General features: G+C 59.4%; 23 protein-coding genes. 8 read left to right on the top strand and 15 right to left on the bottom strand.

Features of this window, described 5'->3' with window-relative positions; translation table 11 throughout:
- Nucleotides 1-375 precede the first annotated feature (375 nt).
- Together ACFMBG_RS23230 and ACFMBG_RS23225 are read left to right on the top strand one after the other, a co-directional pair.
- Entirely contained in the window at nucleotides 376-1,518 is a 1,143-nt protein-coding gene (locus ACFMBG_RS23230; RefSeq protein ID WP_421057028.1) for a lipocalin-like domain-containing protein, read from the top strand.
- Nucleotides 1,515-2,951, top strand: coding sequence for a c-type cytochrome (locus ACFMBG_RS23225; protein WP_421057027.1), 1,437 nt, complete (start codon nucleotides 1,515-1,517; stop codon nucleotides 2,949-2,951). The genes ACFMBG_RS23230 and ACFMBG_RS23225 overlap by 4 nt, the downstream gene beginning before the upstream one ends.
- Here ACFMBG_RS23225 and ACFMBG_RS23220 read toward each other — a convergent pair.
- The 3 genes from ACFMBG_RS23220 to ACFMBG_RS23210 all read right to left on the bottom strand — a co-directional run bounded on the left by ACFMBG_RS23220 (nucleotide 2,926) and on the right by ACFMBG_RS23210 (nucleotide 5,259).
- Entirely contained in the window at nucleotides 2,926-3,636 is a 711-nt protein-coding gene (locus ACFMBG_RS23220) for a tyrosine-type recombinase/integrase (protein WP_421057026.1), read from the bottom strand. The two genes, ACFMBG_RS23225 and ACFMBG_RS23220, sit on opposite strands and share 26 nt — an antisense overlap.
- A gap of 380 nt (nucleotides 3,637-4,016) precedes the next feature.
- Entirely contained in the window at nucleotides 4,017-4,700 is a 684-nt protein-coding gene (locus ACFMBG_RS23215) for a UPF0149 family protein (RefSeq protein ID WP_421057025.1), read from the bottom strand.
- 172 nt (nucleotides 4,701-4,872) lie between these two features.
- Nucleotides 4,873-5,259: a metallopeptidase family protein gene (locus ACFMBG_RS23210; protein ID WP_421057024.1), complete on the bottom strand. Its 387-nt coding sequence runs from the start codon at nucleotides 5,257-5,259 to the stop codon at nucleotides 4,873-4,875.
- Nucleotides 5,260-5,451: 192 nt separating this feature from the next.
- Here ACFMBG_RS23210 and ACFMBG_RS23205 point away from each other — a divergent pair, with 192 nt between their 5' ends.
- Both ACFMBG_RS23205 and ACFMBG_RS23200 read left to right on the top strand, forming a co-directional pair.
- Nucleotides 5,452-5,775: an H-NS histone family protein gene (locus ACFMBG_RS23205; RefSeq protein ID WP_421057023.1), complete on the top strand. Its 324-nt coding sequence runs from the start codon at nucleotides 5,452-5,454 to the stop codon at nucleotides 5,773-5,775.
- A 318-nt stretch (nucleotides 5,776-6,093) separates the two neighbouring features.
- Nucleotides 6,094-6,285, top strand: coding sequence for a DUF6494 family protein (locus ACFMBG_RS23200; protein WP_421057022.1), 192 nt, complete (start codon nucleotides 6,094-6,096; stop codon nucleotides 6,283-6,285).
- Nucleotides 6,286-6,882: 597 nt separating this feature from the next.
- Here ACFMBG_RS23200 and ACFMBG_RS23195 read toward each other — a convergent pair.
- The 11 genes from ACFMBG_RS23195 to ACFMBG_RS23145 form a co-directional block, all read right to left on the bottom strand.
- Nucleotides 6,883-7,104, bottom strand: a complete 222-nt coding sequence (locus ACFMBG_RS23195) for a hypothetical protein (protein ID WP_421057021.1) — start codon at nucleotides 7,102-7,104, stop codon at nucleotides 6,883-6,885.
- A gap of 595 nt (nucleotides 7,105-7,699) precedes the next feature.
- Nucleotides 7,700-8,473: a LamB/YcsF family protein gene (locus tag ACFMBG_RS23190; RefSeq protein WP_421057030.1), complete on the bottom strand. Its 774-nt coding sequence runs from the start codon at nucleotides 8,471-8,473 to the stop codon at nucleotides 7,700-7,702.
- Nucleotides 8,470-9,498: a 5-oxoprolinase subunit C family protein gene (locus tag ACFMBG_RS23185; RefSeq protein WP_421057020.1), complete on the bottom strand. Its 1,029-nt coding sequence runs from the start codon at nucleotides 9,496-9,498 to the stop codon at nucleotides 8,470-8,472. Before ACFMBG_RS23185 ends, ACFMBG_RS23190 begins: the two co-directional genes overlap by 4 nt.
- On the bottom strand, nucleotides 9,495-10,241 hold the full coding sequence (locus ACFMBG_RS23180; protein ID WP_421057019.1) for a 5-oxoprolinase subunit B family protein: 747 nt from the start codon (nucleotides 10,239-10,241) through the stop codon (nucleotides 9,495-9,497). Before ACFMBG_RS23180 ends, ACFMBG_RS23185 begins: the two co-directional genes overlap by 4 nt.
- Before the next feature lie 24 nt (nucleotides 10,242-10,265).
- On the bottom strand, nucleotides 10,266-10,913 hold the full coding sequence (locus ACFMBG_RS23175) for a DUF2848 domain-containing protein (protein WP_421057018.1): 648 nt from the start codon (nucleotides 10,911-10,913) through the stop codon (nucleotides 10,266-10,268).
- Nucleotides 10,914-10,917: 4 nt separating this feature from the next.
- A complete protein-coding gene (locus tag ACFMBG_RS23170) occupies nucleotides 10,918-12,204 on the bottom strand; it encodes a TRAP transporter large permease (protein ID WP_421057017.1) in 1,287 nt (428 codons plus the stop codon).
- Nucleotides 12,201-12,698 (bottom strand): TRAP transporter small permease subunit, encoded by a 498-nt coding sequence (locus ACFMBG_RS23165; protein ID WP_421057016.1) that lies wholly within the window; start codon nucleotides 12,696-12,698, stop codon nucleotides 12,201-12,203. Before ACFMBG_RS23165 ends, ACFMBG_RS23170 begins: the two co-directional genes overlap by 4 nt.
- A 78-nt stretch (nucleotides 12,699-12,776) precedes the next feature.
- The gene (locus tag ACFMBG_RS23160) at nucleotides 12,777-13,814 is read right to left on the bottom strand and encodes a TRAP transporter substrate-binding protein (RefSeq protein ID WP_421057015.1); all 1,038 of its coding nucleotides are present in this window, start codon (nucleotides 13,812-13,814) and stop codon (nucleotides 12,777-12,779) included.
- 35 nt (nucleotides 13,815-13,849) lie between these two features.
- On the bottom strand, nucleotides 13,850-14,659 hold the full coding sequence (locus ACFMBG_RS23155; RefSeq protein ID WP_421057029.1) for a putative hydro-lyase: 810 nt from the start codon (nucleotides 14,657-14,659) through the stop codon (nucleotides 13,850-13,852).
- 82 nt (nucleotides 14,660-14,741) lie between these two features.
- Nucleotides 14,742-15,641, bottom strand: coding sequence for a LysR family transcriptional regulator (locus ACFMBG_RS23150; RefSeq protein ID WP_421057014.1), 900 nt, complete (start codon nucleotides 15,639-15,641; stop codon nucleotides 14,742-14,744).
- 475 nt (nucleotides 15,642-16,116) lie between these two features.
- Nucleotides 16,117-17,001, bottom strand: coding sequence for a LysR family transcriptional regulator (locus ACFMBG_RS23145; protein ID WP_421057013.1), 885 nt, complete (start codon nucleotides 16,999-17,001; stop codon nucleotides 16,117-16,119).
- A gap of 108 nt (nucleotides 17,002-17,109) precedes the next feature.
- Between ACFMBG_RS23145 and gstA the strand changes: the two genes are divergently transcribed.
- From gstA to ACFMBG_RS23125, 4 genes are read left to right on the top strand one after another with little or no spacing between them, the layout of a single operon-like run.
- Nucleotides 17,110-17,721: a glutathione transferase GstA gene (gstA, locus tag ACFMBG_RS23140; RefSeq protein WP_421057012.1), complete on the top strand. Its 612-nt coding sequence runs from the start codon at nucleotides 17,110-17,112 to the stop codon at nucleotides 17,719-17,721.
- Nucleotides 17,718-18,098 (top strand): nuclear transport factor 2 family protein, encoded by a 381-nt coding sequence (locus ACFMBG_RS23135; RefSeq protein ID WP_421057011.1) that lies wholly within the window; start codon nucleotides 17,718-17,720, stop codon nucleotides 18,096-18,098. Before gstA ends, ACFMBG_RS23135 begins: the two co-directional genes overlap by 4 nt.
- Before the next feature lie 3 nt (nucleotides 18,099-18,101).
- Nucleotides 18,102-18,323, top strand: coding sequence for a tautomerase family protein (locus tag ACFMBG_RS23130; RefSeq protein ID WP_421057010.1), 222 nt, complete (start codon nucleotides 18,102-18,104; stop codon nucleotides 18,321-18,323).
- Nucleotides 18,320-19,279, top strand: a complete 960-nt coding sequence (locus ACFMBG_RS23125; RefSeq protein WP_421057009.1) for an NAD(P)H-dependent flavin oxidoreductase — start codon at nucleotides 18,320-18,322, stop codon at nucleotides 19,277-19,279. Before ACFMBG_RS23130 ends, ACFMBG_RS23125 begins: the two co-directional genes overlap by 4 nt.
- 625 nt (nucleotides 19,280-19,904) lie before the next feature.
- On the opposite strand, the gene ACFMBG_RS23120 is transcribed toward ACFMBG_RS23125, so the two are convergent.
- The gene (locus ACFMBG_RS23120) at nucleotides 19,905-20,924 is read right to left on the bottom strand and encodes an IS110 family RNA-guided transposase (RefSeq protein WP_421057008.1); all 1,020 of its coding nucleotides are present in this window, start codon (nucleotides 20,922-20,924) and stop codon (nucleotides 19,905-19,907) included.
- Between the last annotated feature and the right edge of the window lie 529 nt (nucleotides 20,925-21,453).

Below are 21,453 nucleotides of genomic sequence, written 5' to 3'. Positions count from 1 at the left end.
TCCGGCACATGCATGCAGCGGCCCAACCGAACCGGGCCACCAATGACTGCGAAGAGAAGCTTGACCCGGATGAGAGACCTGTTCCCATAAGACGGAAACGAAACGATGGAATGAGCTTGACCCAAACGCCCGATTAGAGAAGCTCCCTTTTGCCTGTCTGGGACCATTGACCGCTGCCAGCACATACCGAGCATTGAATGCCCGATTTGGAGTTCTCCAAGATGCGCAGTGAAGCTGCCATAAGAGAACATTCCAGTGTCGGGTTCGATGTCGTTGCGACCTTTAAGGTGAGTGCAATACCGGCGGGAACGCTTGACACGCTGTCTATTGGGGATGAGGCTTTAAACACTCCGCAGATCGATAGAATTGGCTAGTATGCAAAGACTCCGAAGCCTTTTTGTCGTGGGGCTACCGTTGCTGATATTCGGCGCTGTGAGTTTCTACATTACAGTCGGGCTCCTAACCCCCGAACCTGCGCCGCTGCGCTCGCCTGACAGAATTGATTGGATTGCAGCAGTTGCCAATATGTCGAACGAAAGACATGAACAACTTTCTGGTTCATGGTCTCTCGATTTGCCCAAGGACCACGGCGCTCATTCAGAGGGTAGCATGGAAACATGGCAACTCACGGCATTTCTACGAAATGAACGCGGTGAGGACATTGGCTTTCAATTTTCAGTATTTCGCGTCGGTATCGTGCCGCCTGGCGCACCGCCGCCGTCGTCGATCTGGGAGGTCCACGACATCTATCTTGGCAATATCACTGTCAATGGAATGCTGAAAGGCGGGGTTGATGGTGACGAACGTATTTCTAGGGGAATGACTGGGGTTGCAGGCTTCGACCCTGATATCCATGAACTGAGGATCGACAACTGGTCGCTGCAATTCAATCAGGGTTCAGGACGGGGCGAAATGGAGCTCGACGTTGCCGAAGGGAAGGTTCGCGCCGAGCTATCCCTTACCCCGCTCAAAGCGCCAATTACCATGGATGACGATGCAATCCCGTTTCGCGGATACTCAGTCACTCGCCTGAGCGTCAATGGTCATCTCAATGGTTCGCAAGGCCGCGACGTTGTTTCAGGTACTGCTTGGTTCGATCATATTTGGGGAGAATTGCCGATACCCGGTGCCTCACCGATTGTCTGGGATCGCCTGCAACTTCATCTTGATGACGGACGAGACTTGTCGCTTATCAGATCCAGAAGACGAGATGGCGGCGGAGCTACGACAGCTGATGGCTACGTCGTCGATTCCGAAGGTCAATTCAGTTCGCTGGACGAAGCTTCGACAGAGCTCGTCATCGCCCGGATATGGCGTGGCGCACGCGGTGCCTATCCAGTTGACTGGCAACTCAAAGCGAATGACTTGAATTTGCAGGTGACTTCACTCATCGACGAACAGGAGTATGATTTTGCAGTGCCGGTCTGGAACGGCATGGTCAGGGCCGAAGGTGAGCCAGGGATCAGACATATAGGTGGCGTCGGAATGATGCAGTTGACCGGATACCAGGCACAATGAAGCACCGGGGTGTATTAGTCGCCGTATTGGGCCTCGTCGCAGGGGTGACAGCTTACATTTGGATAACCGGCGACATCGTGGCGGTTCTAAGCCAAGGTAGCGACCGTTTCCGGTCAGCGGTCGGCCCGGTTCCGGCAACACCGCAACGTCCGGGCGATGCGGAGGCGGGATACCGCGCCCTGGTTAATGAACCTTATGTCAATTGTGGCATGCCTTATCGCGCATATCGCCGTTTCAACCCGGAGGTCGATCCTGTCGATCTTCTGCCGGAACGAGAGGCCCGGAACGCAGAACTTCCCTATGCGTTCACTTCTCATGTAAACGCGGACGGCGTCGAAATCGTCTCGTCGAACTGCCTGTTGTGCCACGCGTCGCGCTTCAATGGCGAACTCGTGGTTGGTCTCGGAAATGAGTTTCTCGATTTCACCCAAGACCCTCGGAGGATAGTGAATCAGGTCGGCGGTTACGTACAGGGTGAGGCGGAGTCCGCTGCCTGGCAGCGTTGGGCGGATCGGGTTGAAGGGATTGCGCCTTACATTCAGATGCAGACAGTCGGGGTTAATCCGGCGACCAATCTGACCTGGGCTCTGATGGCACATCGAGACAACAAGACCCTGGATTGGTCCGCGGAGCCGCTTATCGAGCCCCCGCCCACTTCGCCGCTGCCGGTCAGCGTCCCGCCCTGGTGGCGGATGCAGAAAAAGAACGCGATGTTCTACACGACCATTGGGCGCGGTGACCATGCCCGTTTCATGATCATGGCCTCGCTGCTTTGCGCAGACTCGCTAGAAGAGGTGGAAATTGTGGATGCATACGGCCCGGATATACGCGCCTATTTGGAAAGTCTCAGACCGCCACCCTATCCCTATCCCGTCGATATCGATCTGGCCGAGGAAGGCCGCACAGTATTTGAGGAAAATTGCAGCCGGTGTCACGGCACCTATGGCGAGGATGGGAGCTACCCAAATTTGGTTGTTCCACTCAACGAGATCGAAACAGACAACGAATATGCGCTCGCCGCCACTGACGGCAGGCGTGATCGTTTTTACCAATGGGTTGAGAACTCCTACTACGGCAACTCCGTGCAAATTGCTCCTGCACCAGGATACATTGCGCCACCGCTTGATGGGGTCTGGGCGACGGCCCCCTACCTTCACAACGGATCAGTGCCCGACATTCAGTCGCTCTTGGACAGCAGCACTCGGCCCAATATTTGGCGGCACCGGGTCGCTCCTCGTGAATATGATCCGTCAAAGCTGGGGTGGCGCTATGATCGCCTGGAACACGGAAGGGCGAACATCGACGATCCAGAAATGGCAAGGCAAGTCTATGATACAACCCTCCCAGGTTACGGAAACGGCGGCCACCGTTTCGGCGACCATCTGAGTAACTATGAGCGTATTGCAGTCATTGAGTATTTGAAGACGCTTTGATCTTATTGCCGGTTCGATTGAACAGACGCAAAAGGAAATCTCGGCCGACTGCGGCCGTTGGTACATTGAGCGGCGAAGGAAATTGAGGGCTCACTACCGCCATGCGGCGGCACAGCACCGAGAAACCTGCACTTGCCTGCCCGAGGCCAGCTGTGATCGGCTCAAGCCAGCCCGAAGCGGCCGTATGCGCGACCTTTGTCCGGCGCATGGAATGCGTCCCATAGGACGTGGAATCCAGCCCGATGGACCTCACCCAGTCCCGCACGAGACGGGCGTACTGCCGCGTTGAGATGTGCGGACGATCGTGAAATCGGCCGGGCCAGAGGTATTCTGAGCCGACCATCATCGGTTCCTCCATCCATCGCGAGAGCGACTTGCGCGTGCCCTCCGTTATCTCGAAGCGAACTGGCCGCTGGGTTTTGCTCTGGACAATCGAGGCGCGTTCCTTGACCTGGCCCGAAGCATAGACATCCGCGACCCTCAGTTTCACCAGATCACAGCCACGCAGCTTGCTGTCGATGGCCAGATTGAACAGGGCAAGATCCCTGTGGTTCCGGGCGATCTCCAAACGGACGCGAATGGCCCAGACGTGTTTTGGCTGGAGCGGCCGCTTCTGACCGACTACGCGCCCCTTGTTCCAGGCTGGGCGGCACGCGCGAATGGCGGGTAAATTGGCAATGGGCATAATAGGCCCTCCGATCCACCACGCCCTGCCACGACACCAACCCGACGTTGGTGCATAATTCTAACATGCTAATCCAGCAGCGCGGCTTGTTGCGGTTAGATCAACCGAGCGATGTGCTGGGGAATTCTCGGGCCGAGATCGAAGCTTCGAAGGTATTGCCCGTGCCTGGATGAACGTCCGCAATTGATGGATTGGCTGGCAAGCCTCGCACCTGCAGCATCCAGCACCGCGTGCCTCATTCGCATGTCCGGTTCGGGGCTGGTGCAGCCGATCCGCCCCATGCGGTCCGATCCGATGACAGGTGGCGGTTTGCGAGATCCTCCCCGATTAGACCGGTGCCTCGCTCTGCGGATGGTTGCTATGAAATCCCTGGAGATCAGTTAGTTCCGACCGCAACACTGTTTGTATTTGCGGCCCGACCCGCAGGAGCATGGATCGTTTCGACCTGGGGGAGGACCAGCCTTGAACGGCATGCCGGAAAGATTTTCAGGCTCAGGGCGGGAAAGTTCAGGACGTGACTGGTGCAGTATTGTCGCTACGCAGTTCGGGATCAGATCGGGGGCTTCAAGGTCGATCTGGTCAATTTCGTCGTCCGTGAACTTGCTTTGACCAGTGTAGATGTCTTGTAACGCCATCAAAAAGATCATCGTAGCTCGCGTCTCTTCGTCGGCCTGATCGAGCAGGCGTTCCCAAGCTTCCGGCCGCAGGCCCATGGCGCGGGTGAAGCCATCGACCCAAGGCTCCCACATCGTCTCGTCGCTGTTGGGATCAACCTCGTAGATAGGCTCGATCCGAAACGAGCGGGATATCGCCTCGGCCACCGAATTGTAATGCGCCATGACAGCACCGATCGTTTCTTCTGCAGCCTTCTGGTCAGAAAAATGTGCTTCGCCGGTCTCGCCCCAGACATGGGGAAGCCATTCCGAGGGCGGGATCATGTCACTACAAGCAAGAATGCCGGTCACGTAGCCATCAAGTTCGCTAAGCGACATAGGCATTTTTTCGACGGGCAGCGCATGCAGCAGCACGTTGAGGCGATCAAGCTCTTGATGTGATTGGCCCATGAGACTTCTCCCGGCGATGTCGGGAATTTTTAGCTGCGAGACTGTTAATTCGCAACTATAGCAATGGCGGATGCGGGCTGCGAACCGTCGACTGCACTCGCGGCACCCCATCGTCGCGGCAACGTCACCTGTGAGCTCGAATGCCAACTTCCCCTAGGCCTTGAAGAGCGGTTCAGACCCACCATTGGTCGATGGCTGCTATCTCCTCGTCAGTCCATCCGAAATGATGGGCGAACTCGTGAATTACAACATGCGCGATCAACTGGTTAAGCTCGACGTCACCGCGGTCGCGCCATTCCGCCAGGATCGGCTGGCGGAAAAGCCAGACAACATCCGGAGGTGGCGCCATGTCGAGAATCGATTTCTCGGTCATAGGTATTCCCTCGTAGAGCCCCGTCAGTTCATATGGATTTGCAAAACCAAGTTCGTCCAGCATGGCCGGCGCAGGCCATTCGGCAATGCGCAGAATGACGTTATCTGCAGCTGGCCTAAAGGCCCTCGGCAGGGAAGCTATAGTGGCGCGAGCGATCTTCTCGAAATGGTCAAGGTCGTGGTGCATGCTTTGCATATGGTTTCTCGGAACGGTGTAGTGAACCGCCAAGCCGGAGGGGGGCAGTTCATACGCCTCGTCCGATCAGCAGCCTCCGGCCCCAAATCGGACTGCGACGGATACCGCACCGCTGTGGCCAGCTACTAGCCTCACAAGAGTATATCTGCTTTGACCGAGAAAAACTGAAAACACAGGTGAAATATGGCAATAGACCTAAAGGGGCTGAGTGCCGCTGAATTGGAAGCGCTGGCCAAGGAAATCGAAGCCCGAAAAGTGGAAGTAGAGAACGAGGCAAAGAAAAACGCTTATGCCGAAATGCTGGCTATTGCGGAAAAACATGGCGTGCCCTTTGAAGCGGTTATTGCTCTGCATGGCGGCAAGGGGCGTAAGTCAAGCGCAAAGGCACCGGCTAAATACGCCAATCCAGCTGACCGATCCCAAACCTGGAGCGGCCGCGGGCGTAAGCCTGCTTGGGTCCACGAAGCTTTGGAAGCTGGGAAGTCCCTCGAGGATCTTGAGATCTGAAGCAGCAATTCACTTGTTGGGCTAACGCAGGCGGCACCACGTACAGTTGCGCGGGGCGCAATTGGCAACATTGGGCTGCCTGCCGTCATTGCCTCCGGCGACGGGAGCGGCGGATTTTCTGCACCCAGGGTGCGTTCGTCACCGGCGCAGCGAAGGGCGGCTCGTCGCGGCTAGCCACTCCTGCCCAATGCGGCGAACTGGCGGATCGATCCCATTCTGCGATATGCTGCGCCAGGCGCGGGCCTCATAGCCACTAGGCGGGTTAGATCTATGTGGATGTGACCGCCGGATAAAATGAACACTTGAAAGGGATCGAATATGCCAGACAGCTTCAATATGTCCATGCGCAAGTTCCTAAAGCAGGTTGGTGTCACTTCTCAACAAGCGATCGAAGAAGCGATGCGCGAGGCGGATACTGCCGGAAAAACTTTCAAAGTAAAGGCCGTGGTGGAGATAAAGAACCTGGGCCTTAACCATGTGGTGACAGGACACATCACCGGCGAGGAGTAATCGTAAGCGGTGCAATGGCAGCGACACTCTGCTCAACTTTCTCTTCCCGATCCTTCAGCAAGAGAGCTCCTGCCCAGTTGAAGGTCCGCTTTCGCTGGAACGGTTGCAAAGCCTCGCACGTGCAGCATTCAGAGCGGCTCTCCACAAATGAGCGTCAAGTTTGGGCTGTGAGAGTCTAGTGCGCTTGCAGCATCCCAGTCAGGAAGCAAGGCCAGCAGTGGGCTCACTGCCGACTTGCGGCGCCGCAGCGACCAGACCACCGCTCTGGAGGACCAGAGCGGATCTCGGGTGCTCTAGGGTATGACGGGAGCCAGCCCAAACGCGACATTCGTTTCAGGCACAGAGACTGCTCCGCTGCGAGTGCGAAGCATTTAGGCCATTTTACCGAAAACAGCCATCCAGCAGGTGGTGGCGGCCATGGCTGATGCTGGGTTCCACCTCAGTGGCAGTAATGCTGCAGGCTTCTCGGACGCCACGCGCGACGTTTGAATGATGCGCGGCATTGCCTGGCGTCGGAGAAGGGCTATAGATTAGCGGGAACGGGCCTTAAGTGAGGGCGCGAACCTGATCCGCCCCCTTCAAGGTTTTTGGATGCGCTCAATAACGCGGTCGGCTGCAAATGCCTGCATCGTCGCAGAATACACCCGCAAGCCCGCCGATGATGGCACCGCGGTCGCCGTTTCCATTGACGGCCTTCGCCGCGCCATATCCGAGAGCTGCCCCGACAAGGCCGCGCTCCATATCACTGTCGATTGCGGCGCCTGGTGCGCAGGCCGAGATTAGGGCGGTTGCTGCGAAGAGCGGATAGATGAATTTCATGTTGGTCTCCTGAGGGGCCGACAGTGCGCCGGCGGCATTGCTGGTATCGGCGGGGATTGCGGAGAATCGTATCTCCGCAATCCCCGCCGATGCTTATGCTCATACTCCACAGGCGTCCTGTTATCCGATCACCGACACACTTTCTGAGCGTGTTATCAGATAACAACGCTTCCCTATCATTCGGCCCGTAGATGCCATTGGTCGATAGAGCGCAAATCTGGAATGTTTTTTCCAAATCAAGGCAGGAACTTGGCTGATTCTGGTCTTGAGAAGTTCGGCTCCCGTCTGGTCTTGAGCTTATTCGTGCCTCATGCAGATGTCTTGCAAGGGCTGCCTGCGGTCACCTGCGGGAGCGCAGGCAATCGTCCAGGCCGGCGATCAGGATGCTACGGCGCCGAAAGGCCAGTTCGAGCCCAAAGGTGGCGTCAGTCGTTTCCGCAGAATCCGTCGTGAAGGGCGGATACCGGACTTTCTCTGCAAGCGCGAACCGATCAAGCGGCAACGTTGAAAGCTGACATCCGCATTCGCTGAAACCACCGAAGAACCGTTTTTGGCTTCGGTACACCTCTCCTTTGGGAACTTGTCAGCCTCTCAATCAGACAGTAGCGCCCTCGAAACTGGCCAGTGAAATATCGGCAATTTCCAGTGCGGCACGCGTCATTCTGGCTATCTCGATCACCTCGGGCGTGTCGCCATGCAGGCAGATGGAATCGATCCGGGTTGGAATATGCTTGCCGCTTTCGGCGATGATGGCCCCGGCCTGCACCATCTTAACTATACGTTCGCTGGCGGTTCCCGGGTCGTGGATGACGGCACCAGGAAGGCTTCGATCGACCAGTGTGGCATCGTCGTTATAGGCGCGGTCGGCGAAGATCTCGCAGGCGGCCTTGCAGCCCAACTCGGCAACCGCTGCCTGCTGGGCGGTGCCTGCCAGAACCATGATTGTGATCTCAGGTGCAACCGAAAGGGCAGCACCATAGCAGGCCCGTGTCATGGCCTGATCCTCGGCAGCCAAGTTGGCGAGCGCACCGTGCAGTTTTAAGTGCCTCACCTCGCCCCCGGCAGAGTGCGCCATGGCCCTGGCGGGACCAAGTTGATATCGGATCAGGTTGCCGAGACTGTCATGCGACAGCGTCATGCGCCGCCGTCTAAAGCTCTGCAGATCGGCAAAGCCTGGATGGGCGCCGATGCCGACGCCGCGCTGGACAGCGGCTCGCATCGTCCGGTCCATCACGTCCCAGTCTCCTGCGTGGCACCCGCAGGCGATATTGGCCGAAGTCACGATGTCCAGCAGGGCCTCATCATCGCCCATGATCCAAGGGCCAAAGCTCTCGCCCATATCGGCGTTCAGATCAACGGATTTGCTCAGGAGACTTCCCTTTCAAGATCGTCCCCCGCGGTCATGCCGCTGATGAGTTGAGAGGATAGCAGATCGTGCATGGTTCGAAGGTCCCGGATCAGCGGGCGTAGGCTGCGCCGCAATCCCTTGCGTCGCTCCTTTTCACGCCGCTCGGCCTCGACTGCCTCTTCCAATGTCACGAAGCGAAAGCGCAGGCCGGTGCCGGACTGAGCCTGGGCAACGCGGGGCAGATCGGCAGGCAGGACCGAGCCGATGCGAGGATACCCCCCCGTGGTCTGGCATTCGCTATGAAGCACGAAGGGGGTTCCGTCACCGGTTATCTGGATGTCGCCGGGCACGATGATCTCGGACAAAACACTCAGCCCAGCCTCACTGTGAAAGCCGTCGCCCCCGGGCAAAAGCCGCACGCCCATGCGATTGCCGCGGGCGTCGCGGTGGAATTCGGTCGCCTCGAAACGGGAGATTTCCGCCGGATCGAAGAATTCGGTCTGAAGGCTGGGCACGACCCGAACCGTCCCGCCGTCAAAGCGTGGGTCTGGGTCTATCCCCATTCCGATGGCATCGGACTTGCTGTCCACACCAATCGGTAGCCGGCAAACGGATTCGATCGGTGCGCCAAGTCCGGCTGCCAGGTGCGTACTGCGGGCACCCAGCCGTTCGGACACCGCCACGCCGCCACCAAGGTGCAGATAGCCATAGGTCCCGGCCTCGGTAGCGCCGATGGAAAGCCGCGTGCCCGCAGGCAGCAGGTGACTGGCATTCCAGGCAATGCGGGCGCCGTCGATACTGGCGCGCATTGGTGCCCCGGTTAGTGCGATACGGGTGTCTTCGGTTACCTCGAACTCGCCGCCCATGCCTGCCATTTCCAGGGCGGCGAGGCTTTCATCCTGCCCCAGCAGGGCCGCCCCTTCCGCGAGCGCCAGGCGGTCGGCAGCACCACCGCGCGACAGGCCGAAGGCGAGGTATCCGGGACGACCAAAATCCTGCACCGTCACGCCCGGTCCGGCGCGGTGAACAATCAGCATACGGCTCATGACAACACCTCGAAGGTAGCGCCGCCATCGGGACCGCTTGCGCGCATCGCAGCCAGTTTTTCCGCCGTGGTCGTCGTGAACATAACCTCGTCGCCGGGACGTAGGACAAAGGGAATTTCGTCATCGGGACGGAACAGTGTAAAGGCGGTTTGCCCGATATGGCGCCATCCTGTCGGGGTGGCAACGGGAAACAGCACCAGTTGACGGATCGCGACACATAGTCCCCCGGCGGGCACCTGCGGGGTCAAGCCGGTCTGCCGTGGGATATCCAATTCTGGTGGCAATTCGCCCAGATAGGGCATGCCGGCGGCGAAACCGATTGTCTGCACCCGTACTCGGGCACGCGACACCGAGTTCACCGCCGCCTCTGGCGACAGCCCGGCCAGTTCCGCGACCTCGTCAAGCTGCGGGGCCAGGTCGGTGCCATAGACCGTGGGAATCCGCCAGAGTCGCCGTCCCTGCGGCAACGCCGCGGCGAACCAGTCCTGTTCAGACAGAAGTCCCTCCACCAGGCCGCGCAGTTCGGAATGGTCTTTCCACAGCGGGTCGAAGCGCAGATAGGTCGACACCAGAGAGGTCGATGTCTCTTCAACGCCGGCCCAGCCTTTCCGCTCCACAGCATCGCGCAGGGCCAACGCGGCCCGGTTTGCCGGTTCGCTCAGCCGATCGCTAAAGCTGACCAGGAAGCCGTCGAACCCGGCAGTCTTGATCCGAGGCCAGTGATTGTCTTGTGATTGCAGCATTGTCCTGAGGCTCTCTAATCCCGGTTATTCTACGACCGGCAAGGTCCGGACTCTGTATTCCAGCCGGATCGATCTGTCCGGGCGGCTATCGATCAGTTCCATGCGATAGGCCTTGGCGGGGCGGACTGGACCAATGGCCGCAAGCGTGCCGCAGAACATCGCGCCCCCCGTTTCCAGGCCGGTTTGCTCGACCAGTGAGCGCAAGGGGCGGATCGCCGCCAGCGTGCCATCCTGATAAGGCACCCAGGCGCCGTCCTCCTCGACATGGCAGCGCAGGAGAATTTCGTCCTGACGCGCCTCGATCTCGTCGAAATGCCACAGCCCAGTAGCCACTGGCTTCGGGCAAGCCTGCTTGCCCCCTGCGACCGAGATCGCTTCCAACTCCCGGTCGGTATGGTCCGAGCCGAGGCCCAGCCACAGCGTGCCATCGCGGTTGACCAGCACCGGTTCGGCCTCGCCCGAATTCGCCGTGCCCAGCACCTCGATTTCATCTGCATGCGTCACCAGCGAGCGCGACACCCGGTAGAATAGAGGAACTTGCGAGGGTGGAGCAACGCCAAGTTCGGCAAGCTCGTCGATATGGTGCTGGACGGCGTCGGGATCGCGCCCGGTCCAGCCAGCGATGGTCAGATGATCGATATCCTCTGCCCAGCTCGAAGTGAGACTTGCCATGGAATTACCCTCCCAGCGACGAAGGCAGCAATAGCGCGATTTGCGGGAAGGCAATCAGCGCGACCACCATAATCAGCATCACGATCACATAAGGAATCGTGCCCAGCATGACTTCGCTCATCTTGCCGCTTTTGCGCGCGCCCTGCACCACATAGAGGTTCAGGCCGACGGGCGGTGAGATCAGTGCCATCTCGATCAGAACGATCATCAGGATGCCGAACCAGACCACGTCAAAGCCCTGTTCTACGATCAGCGGTACTATGATCGGGATTGTCACCACCATCAGCGACAAGGTCTCGATGAAGAAACCCAGCACGATATAGATGCAGACCACCACCAAGATCGTCATCAGCGGTGATAGTCCCAGCCCGTCAAGGAAGACCTTCAGCTCCGCGCCCAGCCCGGCCGATGCCAAGGTGAAGTTCAAGAACGACGCACCGATCACCACCAGCATGATCATCGAGGTGATCTTGATCGTCCCTACGACGCTTTCGCTGATCATGCGGATCGACACACCGCCGAAAAACGCGGCAATGACGATGGCGCCGGCAACACCTACCGCAGCGGCTTCGGTCGGGGTCGCCCAGCCCTTGTAGATCGTGCCAATTATCGCGCCGAACAGAAGCACGATCGGTAGAAGCTGAGCCAGCGCCCGGACCATCTGTGCGATAGGGAAGAATCGGCGGGTGCCACCCAACTCAGGGCGGATCACGCAGATCAGAACCGTCACCGCCATGAAACCGAGGGCCAGAAGGATGCCCGGCAGGAGCCCGGCGAGAAACAACTGTGGGATCGAAGATTGGGTCAGGAAGCCATAGACGATCAGGTTGATCGAGGGCGGGATCATGATACCCAGCGTGCCGCCCGCGGCGATGGCACCGGAGAACAGTTTGGGGTCATAGCCCAGCTTGTCAGCCTGCGGCATGGCCACAGTGGCAACTGTGGCGGCAGTGGCTACAGATGAGCCCGAGATGGACGAGAACATCGTTGCGGTAGCGACATTGGCATGTACCAGCCCCCCCGGCAGCCAACTGACCCAGCGGTCCAGCGCGGCGTAGGTGCGGGTCGCGATGCCGCTGCGCACCAGGATCTCGCCCAGGAGCACAAAGAAGGGGATGGCGATCAGGGTGGCGTTGTTCGAGGTGGACCAGACCAGATTACCCAGGCCCTTGATCAACGGGAACGGGCTGAAAAAGGCATCCACGCCAAAGCCCAGCAGAAACAGCACAATCCCGACCGGGATAGACAGGCTGAGAAGGGCCAAGAGCCCGACAGATACGGCGCCGATCATTGCACAATCTCCTCTTCGCCGAAGGTGCCGATGGCGGCCTCGGATTGTTCGAATTCACCTCGCAAGATCAGCAGAAGGGCGGCAAACAGTGTGGACCACGCCACAATGGCGAACCAAACCCAGCCTGCGAACCAGGGGATCTGGACCAGCGCGAGCGGGGTTTCCAGCGGTGTATTGGCGCGTGACCCGTTGTTGAGCGAGCGCTCGACAACCGGCCAGCAGCGCAGCGCGATCAGGGTGATCGTGCCCGCCAGGACGCTCATCGAAAGCAGGTCAAATAGCGCGCGGCCGAGTCTTCCGACCCGCCCGCGCAGGAAATCAATGCGGACATGGCTGAGCTCCAGCAGCGCAAACCCCATGCCCCAGGAAGTGACGATCGCCATCACATACCCGCTGATTTCATCAGTGCCACCCAGAGAGGACCCCAATTTCCTGATAACGATTTCGACCAACACGAAGGCGGCACAAGCCAGGAGCACGATGCCAATCAGCATGGCTACTCCTCTGTTCAGCCGTCTCATCAGGTCTAATATCTGCTGTGCCATCGGGATCCCCTTTCAAGCGTGTTGCCGTTATTCGGCGGAAATGGTGACGCCTACGGTCTTGCCGACAGAAGCGTTCCAGCGCTCGGCCCAGTCGGTCCCGGCGCGCTCGGCCCATTCCGGCAGTACCTCACTGACCAAAACGTCACGTGCCTTGGCGAAATCGGCATCCGAAACCTCGACCAGCGTCATCGAGCGCGCCTCGCCTGACGGACAGTCACCATTTCCGGTCAGGCAGGCGATATCGTTGACCAGCGAGTCCTGCGCGGTGGCCCAGGCCGGTGCCTCGAAGCCGGTCGCGACCTGCTCGGAGATCAGTGCCTGGGTGTCGGCGTCAAGGCTGTTCCACTTATCCATGTTCATAGCAGTCACGACGCTGTCCCATCCGCCCAGCGGGATCGGCATCAGATGGGTCGAAACCTCCCACCATCCGGCGCTGTAGCCTGAACCGGCCCCGGTCACGGCACAATCGACAACGCCTTTCTGCAGCGCACCCGGCACCTCGGAGAAGCTTACATTCACGCCCTCGGCCCCCAGAGCTTCGAGGAATTTCGCGGTCATCCGGCCCGAGGCGCGGACCTTGAGGCCCTTCAGGTCATCCAGAGTGGAGACCTCTGCGTTACAAAATACCACCTGCGGCGGATAGGGTGCGATGGCCAGCACATGGCTGTTGAACCGGTCGCGGTAGATATCGGCCACCATTGGGCGCGCCGCGTCGACCATGGCCTGCGCCTCGTCTGCGGTCAGCGCCAGCAGCGGTACGTCCAGCCCCTCAAGCTCGGGCGCATCGGCAACTGCATAGTCGGCCACGGTCATGGCCACATCATAGACACCGTCGCCCAGCAGGCGGAACACATCTCCGACGCCCAGGTTCATCTGGTTATGTGTGGTCAGGGCCACGTTGATCTTGCCGCCGGACGCTGCGGGCAGCGTTTCGCCCCAGAACGGCGCTTCATACTGTTTGTGCAAGGGCAAGCCGGACCAGCTGCCGACGACCGACAGGTCTTCGGCAAAGGCGGGCGCCGACAGAGCGGTTGTCGCGGCCAGAAGGGTCAGAGTGCGTTTCATGAGTTTTCTCCTTGTTGGATATCTTCAGATTTCAGTCAGGTTGATGCGATCACCGGAACCTCGGCGTCTTCGGCGACATCGGTGATCAGCATGTGGCCGGGCTTGTGTGTGATGCAGAGCGACAGGCGCGCGGCTTCGATGGCGACCTGCGGGGTCACGCCGCAGGCCCAGAATACCGGCACCTCTCCTTCCCCGACGGGCGCTGCATCGCCCCAATCGGGCCGGGCCAGATCGGTGATGCCGATCTCTGCCGGATCGCCCCAGTGGATCGGCGCGCCATGGGCAAGCGGGAAACGCCGCGAGATCGCGGTGACCTCTTCGATACGGTGCTCGGGGATCGAGCGCATGCTCACCACCGTTTTTCCGGAAAACGGACCGGAGGGCACGGTTTCGATATTCGAGCGAAACATTGGCACCGTCGTGTTGTTGTCGATATGCCAAAGCGGGATGCCAGCCTTCTGCACGGCGTGTTCGAAGGTAAAGGAACAGCCCAAGGCAAAGGCAACCAGATCCTCGCTCCACAGGTCCGAAATGTCAGTGACCGTCTCGGACAGCTCCCCGTCGCGGTAGATGTTATAGGCCGGAACGTCGGTGCGGATATCGATGTCGTGGCCCAACGTGAACATCTGCGGATTACCGGTATCCGACACACCCGTCAGCGGACAGGGTTTGGGGTTGCGGTGGCAAAACCGCATGAAATCAAGCGCGTGAGACTGCGGAAGTACTGCCAGATTGGCCTGCAAGAGACCCTGACCAAGACCCGCTGTGTGCTTGGTATACTGGCTGCTGCGGATGGCCTGCCGCAGGGCTGGCAAATCGCTGTGTCTGAGGGTTTGGTATGTGATGGTCAATGGAACTTCCTCCGGTCAGGGGAAATTTCGCCAATTCAACATATCAAATCAAATCGTATATTTTTCTAACTTTCGATCAGAGTTTTTTATCACGCACATATTCCGACGCCACCTCCAAGGCGATTTTCGCAGCAATTTCAAGCATATGGCTTTTCGGCTCTCCGAGGTAGGACGCTGAAAACCGCATGGGGCTCGGCACCCAGCCCGGGTCGAACTCTCGAATCCTGCCGGCAGCCACATAGTCCTTGCCAAGCGCCTTGGGCAGCACGGCAACCCCGAGATCGGCTTCGACCAAACGAAAACAGGCCGACAGCGATGAAGAGGAAAACAGCGATACCCCCGGCCCCGCACGTTCAAACAGCATTTCCTTCAACTCACGATGAGGGCGGGTGTTGCGCGCAAAGGTCATCACTGGCCGAGACAGATACCCATCACCTTCCGTGTCAACCGACGCATCTATCGCGGCATACCAGGCCAGATCGAAGCCGGGCAGCTCGATATTCTCGACCGAGAAATCCGAAATCGGGCCGAGCAGAATGGCCAGGTCGATCTCGCGATTCAGCAGCCCCGCCCTGAGATTCACCGAGATATCGACATTGAATTCGATGTCGAGCTTTGGATAGAGCCCGTGCAGGCGCGAGACCAGTTCCGGCAGCCAGCATTGCGCGATGGTTTCCGACACGCCCAGCCGCAAATGGCCCTCGACACCATCCGGGGCGATCACATCCTTCTCAACCAGTTCTGACAATTGTTCGAACTGTTTGGCATAGGAAAGGAGCATTTCGCCCCGCTTGGTAAGCGTCATGCTGCCCGAACTTCGGTCGAACAGCTCGCAGGAGAGGCTCTCTTCGAGGTTCTTGATCCGCGCTGTAACCGCCGGTTGCGTCAGGTTCAGCCCGACAGAGGCCTTCCGCACGCCACCAAGCCGTACAACAGTCAGAAACGTTTTCATCTGCTCGAGATTGATTCTGGTCATGGCCTCATCATTGCATGATCAACCGCGAAGGGAACCTGTCCATCCCGAAGAAGCAAATCCCGTGATCCAAAGTTGATTTTGCCTTGGAACAATTAAATGAAAAGCAATCATCGCGATACCGTCACCCCATCTCATTTTTCGGATGCATTGAAAGGACCGGTCTAAAAACGGTTAGCCTCGACACGGTTCAACACTCGCAGCGAAGGGCGGCTTTGACGGGCCGCACTGCAGCATCAGAGGTGAAAGGAGAGCTTCTGGGAGTAGTTTCCCGATTTAACTTGTTTGTGATCTCAGACAACCGCGTCCAGGTTTGCAGAGTCATTGGAAGACTGAGTGCCGCTTCGGCAAAACCCAGGAATAGGCAACAATCGAAAAGATCGCGCCTGCGGTGACAGCTATTATTGCGGCAGCAAACCAAAGATTTAACAGGATCACCTCAGTTGCTCAGGATCAGCTGTCCTACACAATTCCTGCTCTACACCGGCTTAGCAGTCCCGATTTTGCTCCAAAGCTCATCTGCAACGACGCCAATTGCCTGGTCCCTGCGTCTCATCTTGAAGATCATGGTCCGGCGAAGCGGGAACCCTTCCAGGTTTAGGGAAAGCAAAGCCCCGGACCGCCGCTCCTCCACCGTCATGTGATCGGGCAAGCCGCCCCAGCCGAGGCCTGCAAGGATCACCTGTTTCTTGGCTGCGAGGTCTGAAACTGTCCATTTCAGCCCGCCCGGCAGCAGATCCCGGCTCTGTTCATGGGCTGCGCCGCCTGTGCCGGCAGCGACCACCTGCACATGGCTTTGCATTTCGGATGCGGACAAGGCCCGGGAACTGGCGGGCAGGCCCAGGCCGGGGGCGGCCACCGGCCGGATCGTGACCTCTGCAACCGGCTCTGCCTCCACTTCGTCCAGGGGAACCCCGTCAAGGGAGGCGAGCGCGATATCCGCCTTGCCCTCCATCAGCCGGGCAATCGGGCCGCCCATCATTTCCATCCGCAGCCGCAGGTGGGTGGCCGGGTGGCTCCGCCCGGTATCTGCAAGCGCAGGCAGCAGGGGGGCCAGATCCATTGTGGCGCTGACAGCAATTGTCAGTTCCGGCTCTTCGCGGGCGCGCAGGCGGGACGCGGTGGTGCGCAGCCCTTGCATCTGCCGCAGCACCCGGGAGGCTTCGCGGTAGAAAATTTCGCCTGCCGGGGTGAGCGCGGGGCGGTAGGCTTCGCGGCTGAGCAGCTCCAGTTCCAGCTCCTCTTCCAACTGGCGGATTGTGTGGCTGATGGCGGATTGTGATTTGTGCAGGCGCTCCGCCGCGCCGCGGAATGTGCCGGTTGCGACAATGGCATCCAGGGCAATGAGCTGGTCGTGTTTCATGAGCTTCCAACATGATCAATTTTTCCGATCATAATGCTGAGAACACAATATTATCAATCAATCATATCAGGAGGTAGTCAGAGGACATCACCAACACAGGAGACTGTCATGAAACTCTACTACAAGCCCGGTGCCTGCCCGCTGGCAAGCCATATCGCCCTGCATGAATCCGGCCGCCCGTTTGAAATCGAAGCCGTTGATACCGCGGCTGGCCGGACCGAAACCGGTGCGGACTACCGCGCGATCAACCCCAAGGGCTATGTTCCGGCCCTGGGCCTGGAAGACGGCAGCGTGCTGACTGAGGGGGCGGCGGTTTTGCAGTATATCGCAGACAGCAGCCCTGAAGCAGGTCTGGCCCCGGCGGCAGGCACTCTGGCGCGCGCCCGGATGCAGGAACAGCTCAACTGGATCGGGACCGAGCTGCACAAGGCATTTGGCCCGCTGTTCCGCGAGGGCACGTCCGAGGCCGGCAAGGACGCCGCGCGTACCGCTGTTGCGGGCAAGTTCGATTTCATTGAATCCCTGCTGGCGGATGGCCGCGAATGGCTGGTTGAAGACCAGTTCTCGGTGGCGGATGCCTACCTGTTCGTGGTCTCGAACTGGGCGAATTTCACCGGTATCGACCTGGCCCGTTGGCCCAATCTGGCCGCCTTTGAGAGCCGCAGTGCCTCCCGCCCGTCGGCACAGGCAGCGATGCGCGCCGAGGGGCTGATCCAATGACGCCCGCCGCCCACAAACAGGTCGGCGACCTGATGGAGGCCTATTTCGAGGGTCTCCACCAGGCCGACAGCACCATGCTGCGCGAGGTGTTCCACCCGCAACTGGCCTATGTCTGCGCCACGGAAGGCGATGAGCTTTACTTGGATCTCGAGACCTACATGACCCGCGTGGACGGGCGCGAGCCGCCCGCCGAACGCGGCGACCCGCGGGAGGAGGAAATCCTGGAGATTGCCTTTGGCAGCCCCAGGCTGGCCCGCGTCAGCGCCCGGATGACCATGATGGGCCGGGACTTCCATGACCTCCTTACCCTGGTCCGCCACGGCGCCGAGTGGCGCATCGTTGCGAAAGTATTTTCCTATGTTCCGCGAAAGGACTGACCGATGCCTTATGTGAATATCAAGGTGACCCGCGAAGGCGGCCCGGATGGCTCCGGCCCGACCGCTGAGCAAAAGGCGCAGCTGATTACCGGGGTCACCGGTCTTCTGCAGGACATTCTGGGCAAGAACCCGGCAACGACCTTTGTCGTGATCGACGAGGTTTCGCTGGAGGATTGGGGTGTCGGCGGCCTGCCGGTGCAGGAATACCGGAAGCAGGCCCAATGAAGACTCGGCTGACAGAGGCGCTTGGGATCACCTGTCCGGTGATCCAGGCGCCGATGGCCTTTGCCGCGGGAGGCGCGCTGGCCAGCGCCGTCTCCGCCGCCGGAGGGCTGGGCATGATCGGAGGTGCTTACGGAGATGCCGAATGGATCGAACAGCAGTTCGGCATCGCTGCAGCTGCCCGCGTCGGCTGCGGGCTGATCACCTGGAAGCTTGCGGAGCAGCCGCAACTGCTTGACCTGGTACTGGCGCACGAACCGGCGGCGGTTTTCCTGTCCTTTGGCAACCCGGAGCAGTTTGCGCCTGCGATCCGGAATGCCGGAGTGCCGCTGATCTGCCAGGTACAGACCTTGCGCGATGCGCGGCAGGCGCTGGACTGCGGCGCGATAATCCTTGTTGCGCAAGGAGCGGATGCCGGCGGCCATGGCGAAGCAAGGGGCACCTTTGCACTGGTTCCCGAGATCGCGGACGAGATTGCGCGCCGAAACAGCAAGGCGCTACTCTGTGCAGCGGGCGGTGTTACCGACGGGCGCGGTCTGGCTGCGGCCCTGATGCTTGGGGCGGACGGGGCAGTGATCGGTACCCGGTTCTGGGCCTCGCACGAGGCGCTGGTGCATCCGCGCATTCTGGACCGTGCGCTGCGGGCAACCGGGGACGACACAATCCGCACCAAGGTTGTGGACGCGGTTCGCGGTTTCGACTGGCCCGGCCGCTACAACGGCCGTGTTCTGCGCAACCCGTTTATTCAGAAATGGCACGGCTCAGAAGACGCCTTGAAGCTGGAAGCCGGCGTTGAAGCGGCAAAATGGGCGGCAGCTCAGGAAGCTGGAGATCCTGATGTTGCAACCGCCTTTGCAGGCGAAGGCATAGGTCTGATCAGCTCTGCGGCGCCTGCCGGCGATATTCTGGCGAAGCTCATGGCGGACGCTCAGCGGTGTCTGGCTGGGGCAGCTGCATAGCGCGGTGATCCGAGAAGAGCCAGAAACACCTGAGCTGGAATAGGCGGTAGCATGGTTACTGCCGCCTACTCCAGTTGGGGCGGAAATAGGCAATCTTGCTGCACGTTGTCCAAGCGGTTGCGTTTCCTATTGCAATCCTGCGATTGGCGAACGCACACAAGCAATATTTTGATGGCTCGGAATTGGCCAAAACCTGCCCATCACTACGTTTGGCATTAACGTCGGTTTTCGCGATAAGGCCCGAACTTTGCACAGGCCGATGCCCGCTCAAAGCGGGTTTTCTATGCACTTCGCGCTGCCTCAGCGGCGAAGGTGGCAGAGTTTCGCTGTGCTGACCCTGCCGTGACCTCTTTTTTACGCAGTTGCAGCGAACGTCTTGTGTGGATGGCTCCTGCATAGCAAGACTTTTCTGAGCTGATTTGAACAATGGTCAGATGCAGTCGTGTGTCCGGCCTGTTCGCGCGGCACACGCGGCCGCTGGCCCTGATGGTTTCCGCTGACCAAGTCCCAAACCGCTTCGCGGACAACGATGTGTCCCTGACATTCGACGGGGTGTCTCGGTTGGCGGGCTGACATTGCTCCATCATTTCAATAGTCTTGCGTCTCTTGAATCCCCTCTTGTCCCTTATGCCGCGTGCGGTCGGTAGCGTTCGTTGCGCGTCAGGACCGCCCAAATGATGCGGGCAGTCTTGTTGGCCATGGCGACGGTGGCCACGCGCGGGGATTTTCGTTCTCTCAAGGACATCGCCCAAGGGTCGACGCGGTCGGGGTTGACCTTCACCTGGTTCAATCGGGCGGTCATTCCGGTGACCAGCAGACGCCTGAGGTATCGATCTCCCATCTTGGAGATGCGCCCCAGACGTTCTTTGCCGCCGCTTGATCGGTTGATCGGTGTCAGCCCCAGCCAGGCGGCAAACTCTCGTCCACTTCGGAACTGATGCCCGTCGCCGGCTGTCGCAACAATGGCCGATGCGGTAACAGGGCCGACCCCAGGAATTGTCCTTAGCAACATGACCTTTGGGTCTCTACGACCTTCAAGCAGGATGCGTTTGTCGTACCAGAGGATGCGCAGATGCAGAGCGACCATCTGGTTGCACAGGTTCGTCAGGACATCGATGGCGACTTCAGGAATGATTGGGCGGTCACCGTCGAGAACCGCCTTGGCAAACCTCACCGCGCTACCGACCCCTTGAGCAATCACAATGCCGAACTCACCCAACAGGCCCCGCAACATGTTGCTGAGCTGGGTACGCTGCCGAACGACCAGATCGCGGGCGCGATGGAGGAACAGAACGCCTTGCTGCTCTTCGGACTTGATTGCGACAAAGCGCATGGTGGGTCGCGTAACAGCTTCGCAGATAGCCTCTGCGTCGATGGCGTCCGACTTGCCGCGTTTGACATAGGCTTTCACGTACATCGCAGGCATCAGCCGCACTTCATGGCCGAGCCTTTGAAACTGCCGGGCCCAATGGTGGCTCGATCCGCAGGCTTCCATGCCGATCAGACAGGATTCAAGGTTCTTGAAGAACTCCAAAAGCTGTGCGCGCCTGAGCGACCGATTGAACGCAACGGTCCCATCCGCCGTGACCCCGTGTACCTGAAAGATGTTCTTGGCCAGATCAAGGCCGACTGTTGTAACCTGCATTGGGTGGCTCCTTTCCTGTCAGTCGATAACAACTGCACTATGGCGCATTGTGACGCCGGTGGAGCAGGAGCCATCCACCCCATCCCCTTTGAAGGGCCGCGTCGCAGCATCAAATTTGATAGCAAAAGTCCGGTTAGGGCCGTCCTTTACGAACCGCTGGCTTGGGTCGAGGCGGATGCTGCGCCGCATCCGAGGTCGGCTGCGAGCCCTCGCCGGACCTCTCAAATTTGTGCTGCGAGCGCACGCAGCACGAGAAATGCCGCACCTCCGCGAAAATCTTTTTTGCTACGCGGTGGAGATTGCAGCCGTTCATGCAGGTCGCAGTAAATCTAAAACCGTGAATTCACAGGTCGGCGGACAAACCTGCTCTCTGTTTGCAGAAGCGTCAAGTACGGGTTCTATAGCCGTTCTCTGTTTGCAGAAGCGTCAAGTACGGGTTCTATAGCCGTTCGGGGGGGTCTTGGTTCTCTACGAAGTCGGTGTTTCCGCTTCCTGATGGCGTCCGGGAGCTGACCGGCCAGAATGTCAT

It is taken from the genome of Leisingera coralii, assembly GCF_049056525.1.
Lineage (GTDB): Bacteria > Pseudomonadota > Alphaproteobacteria > Rhodobacterales > Rhodobacteraceae > Leisingera > Leisingera coralii.
Note: the sequence above shows the minus strand (reverse complement) of the source record. Positions and strands in the feature narration are given on the sequence as shown.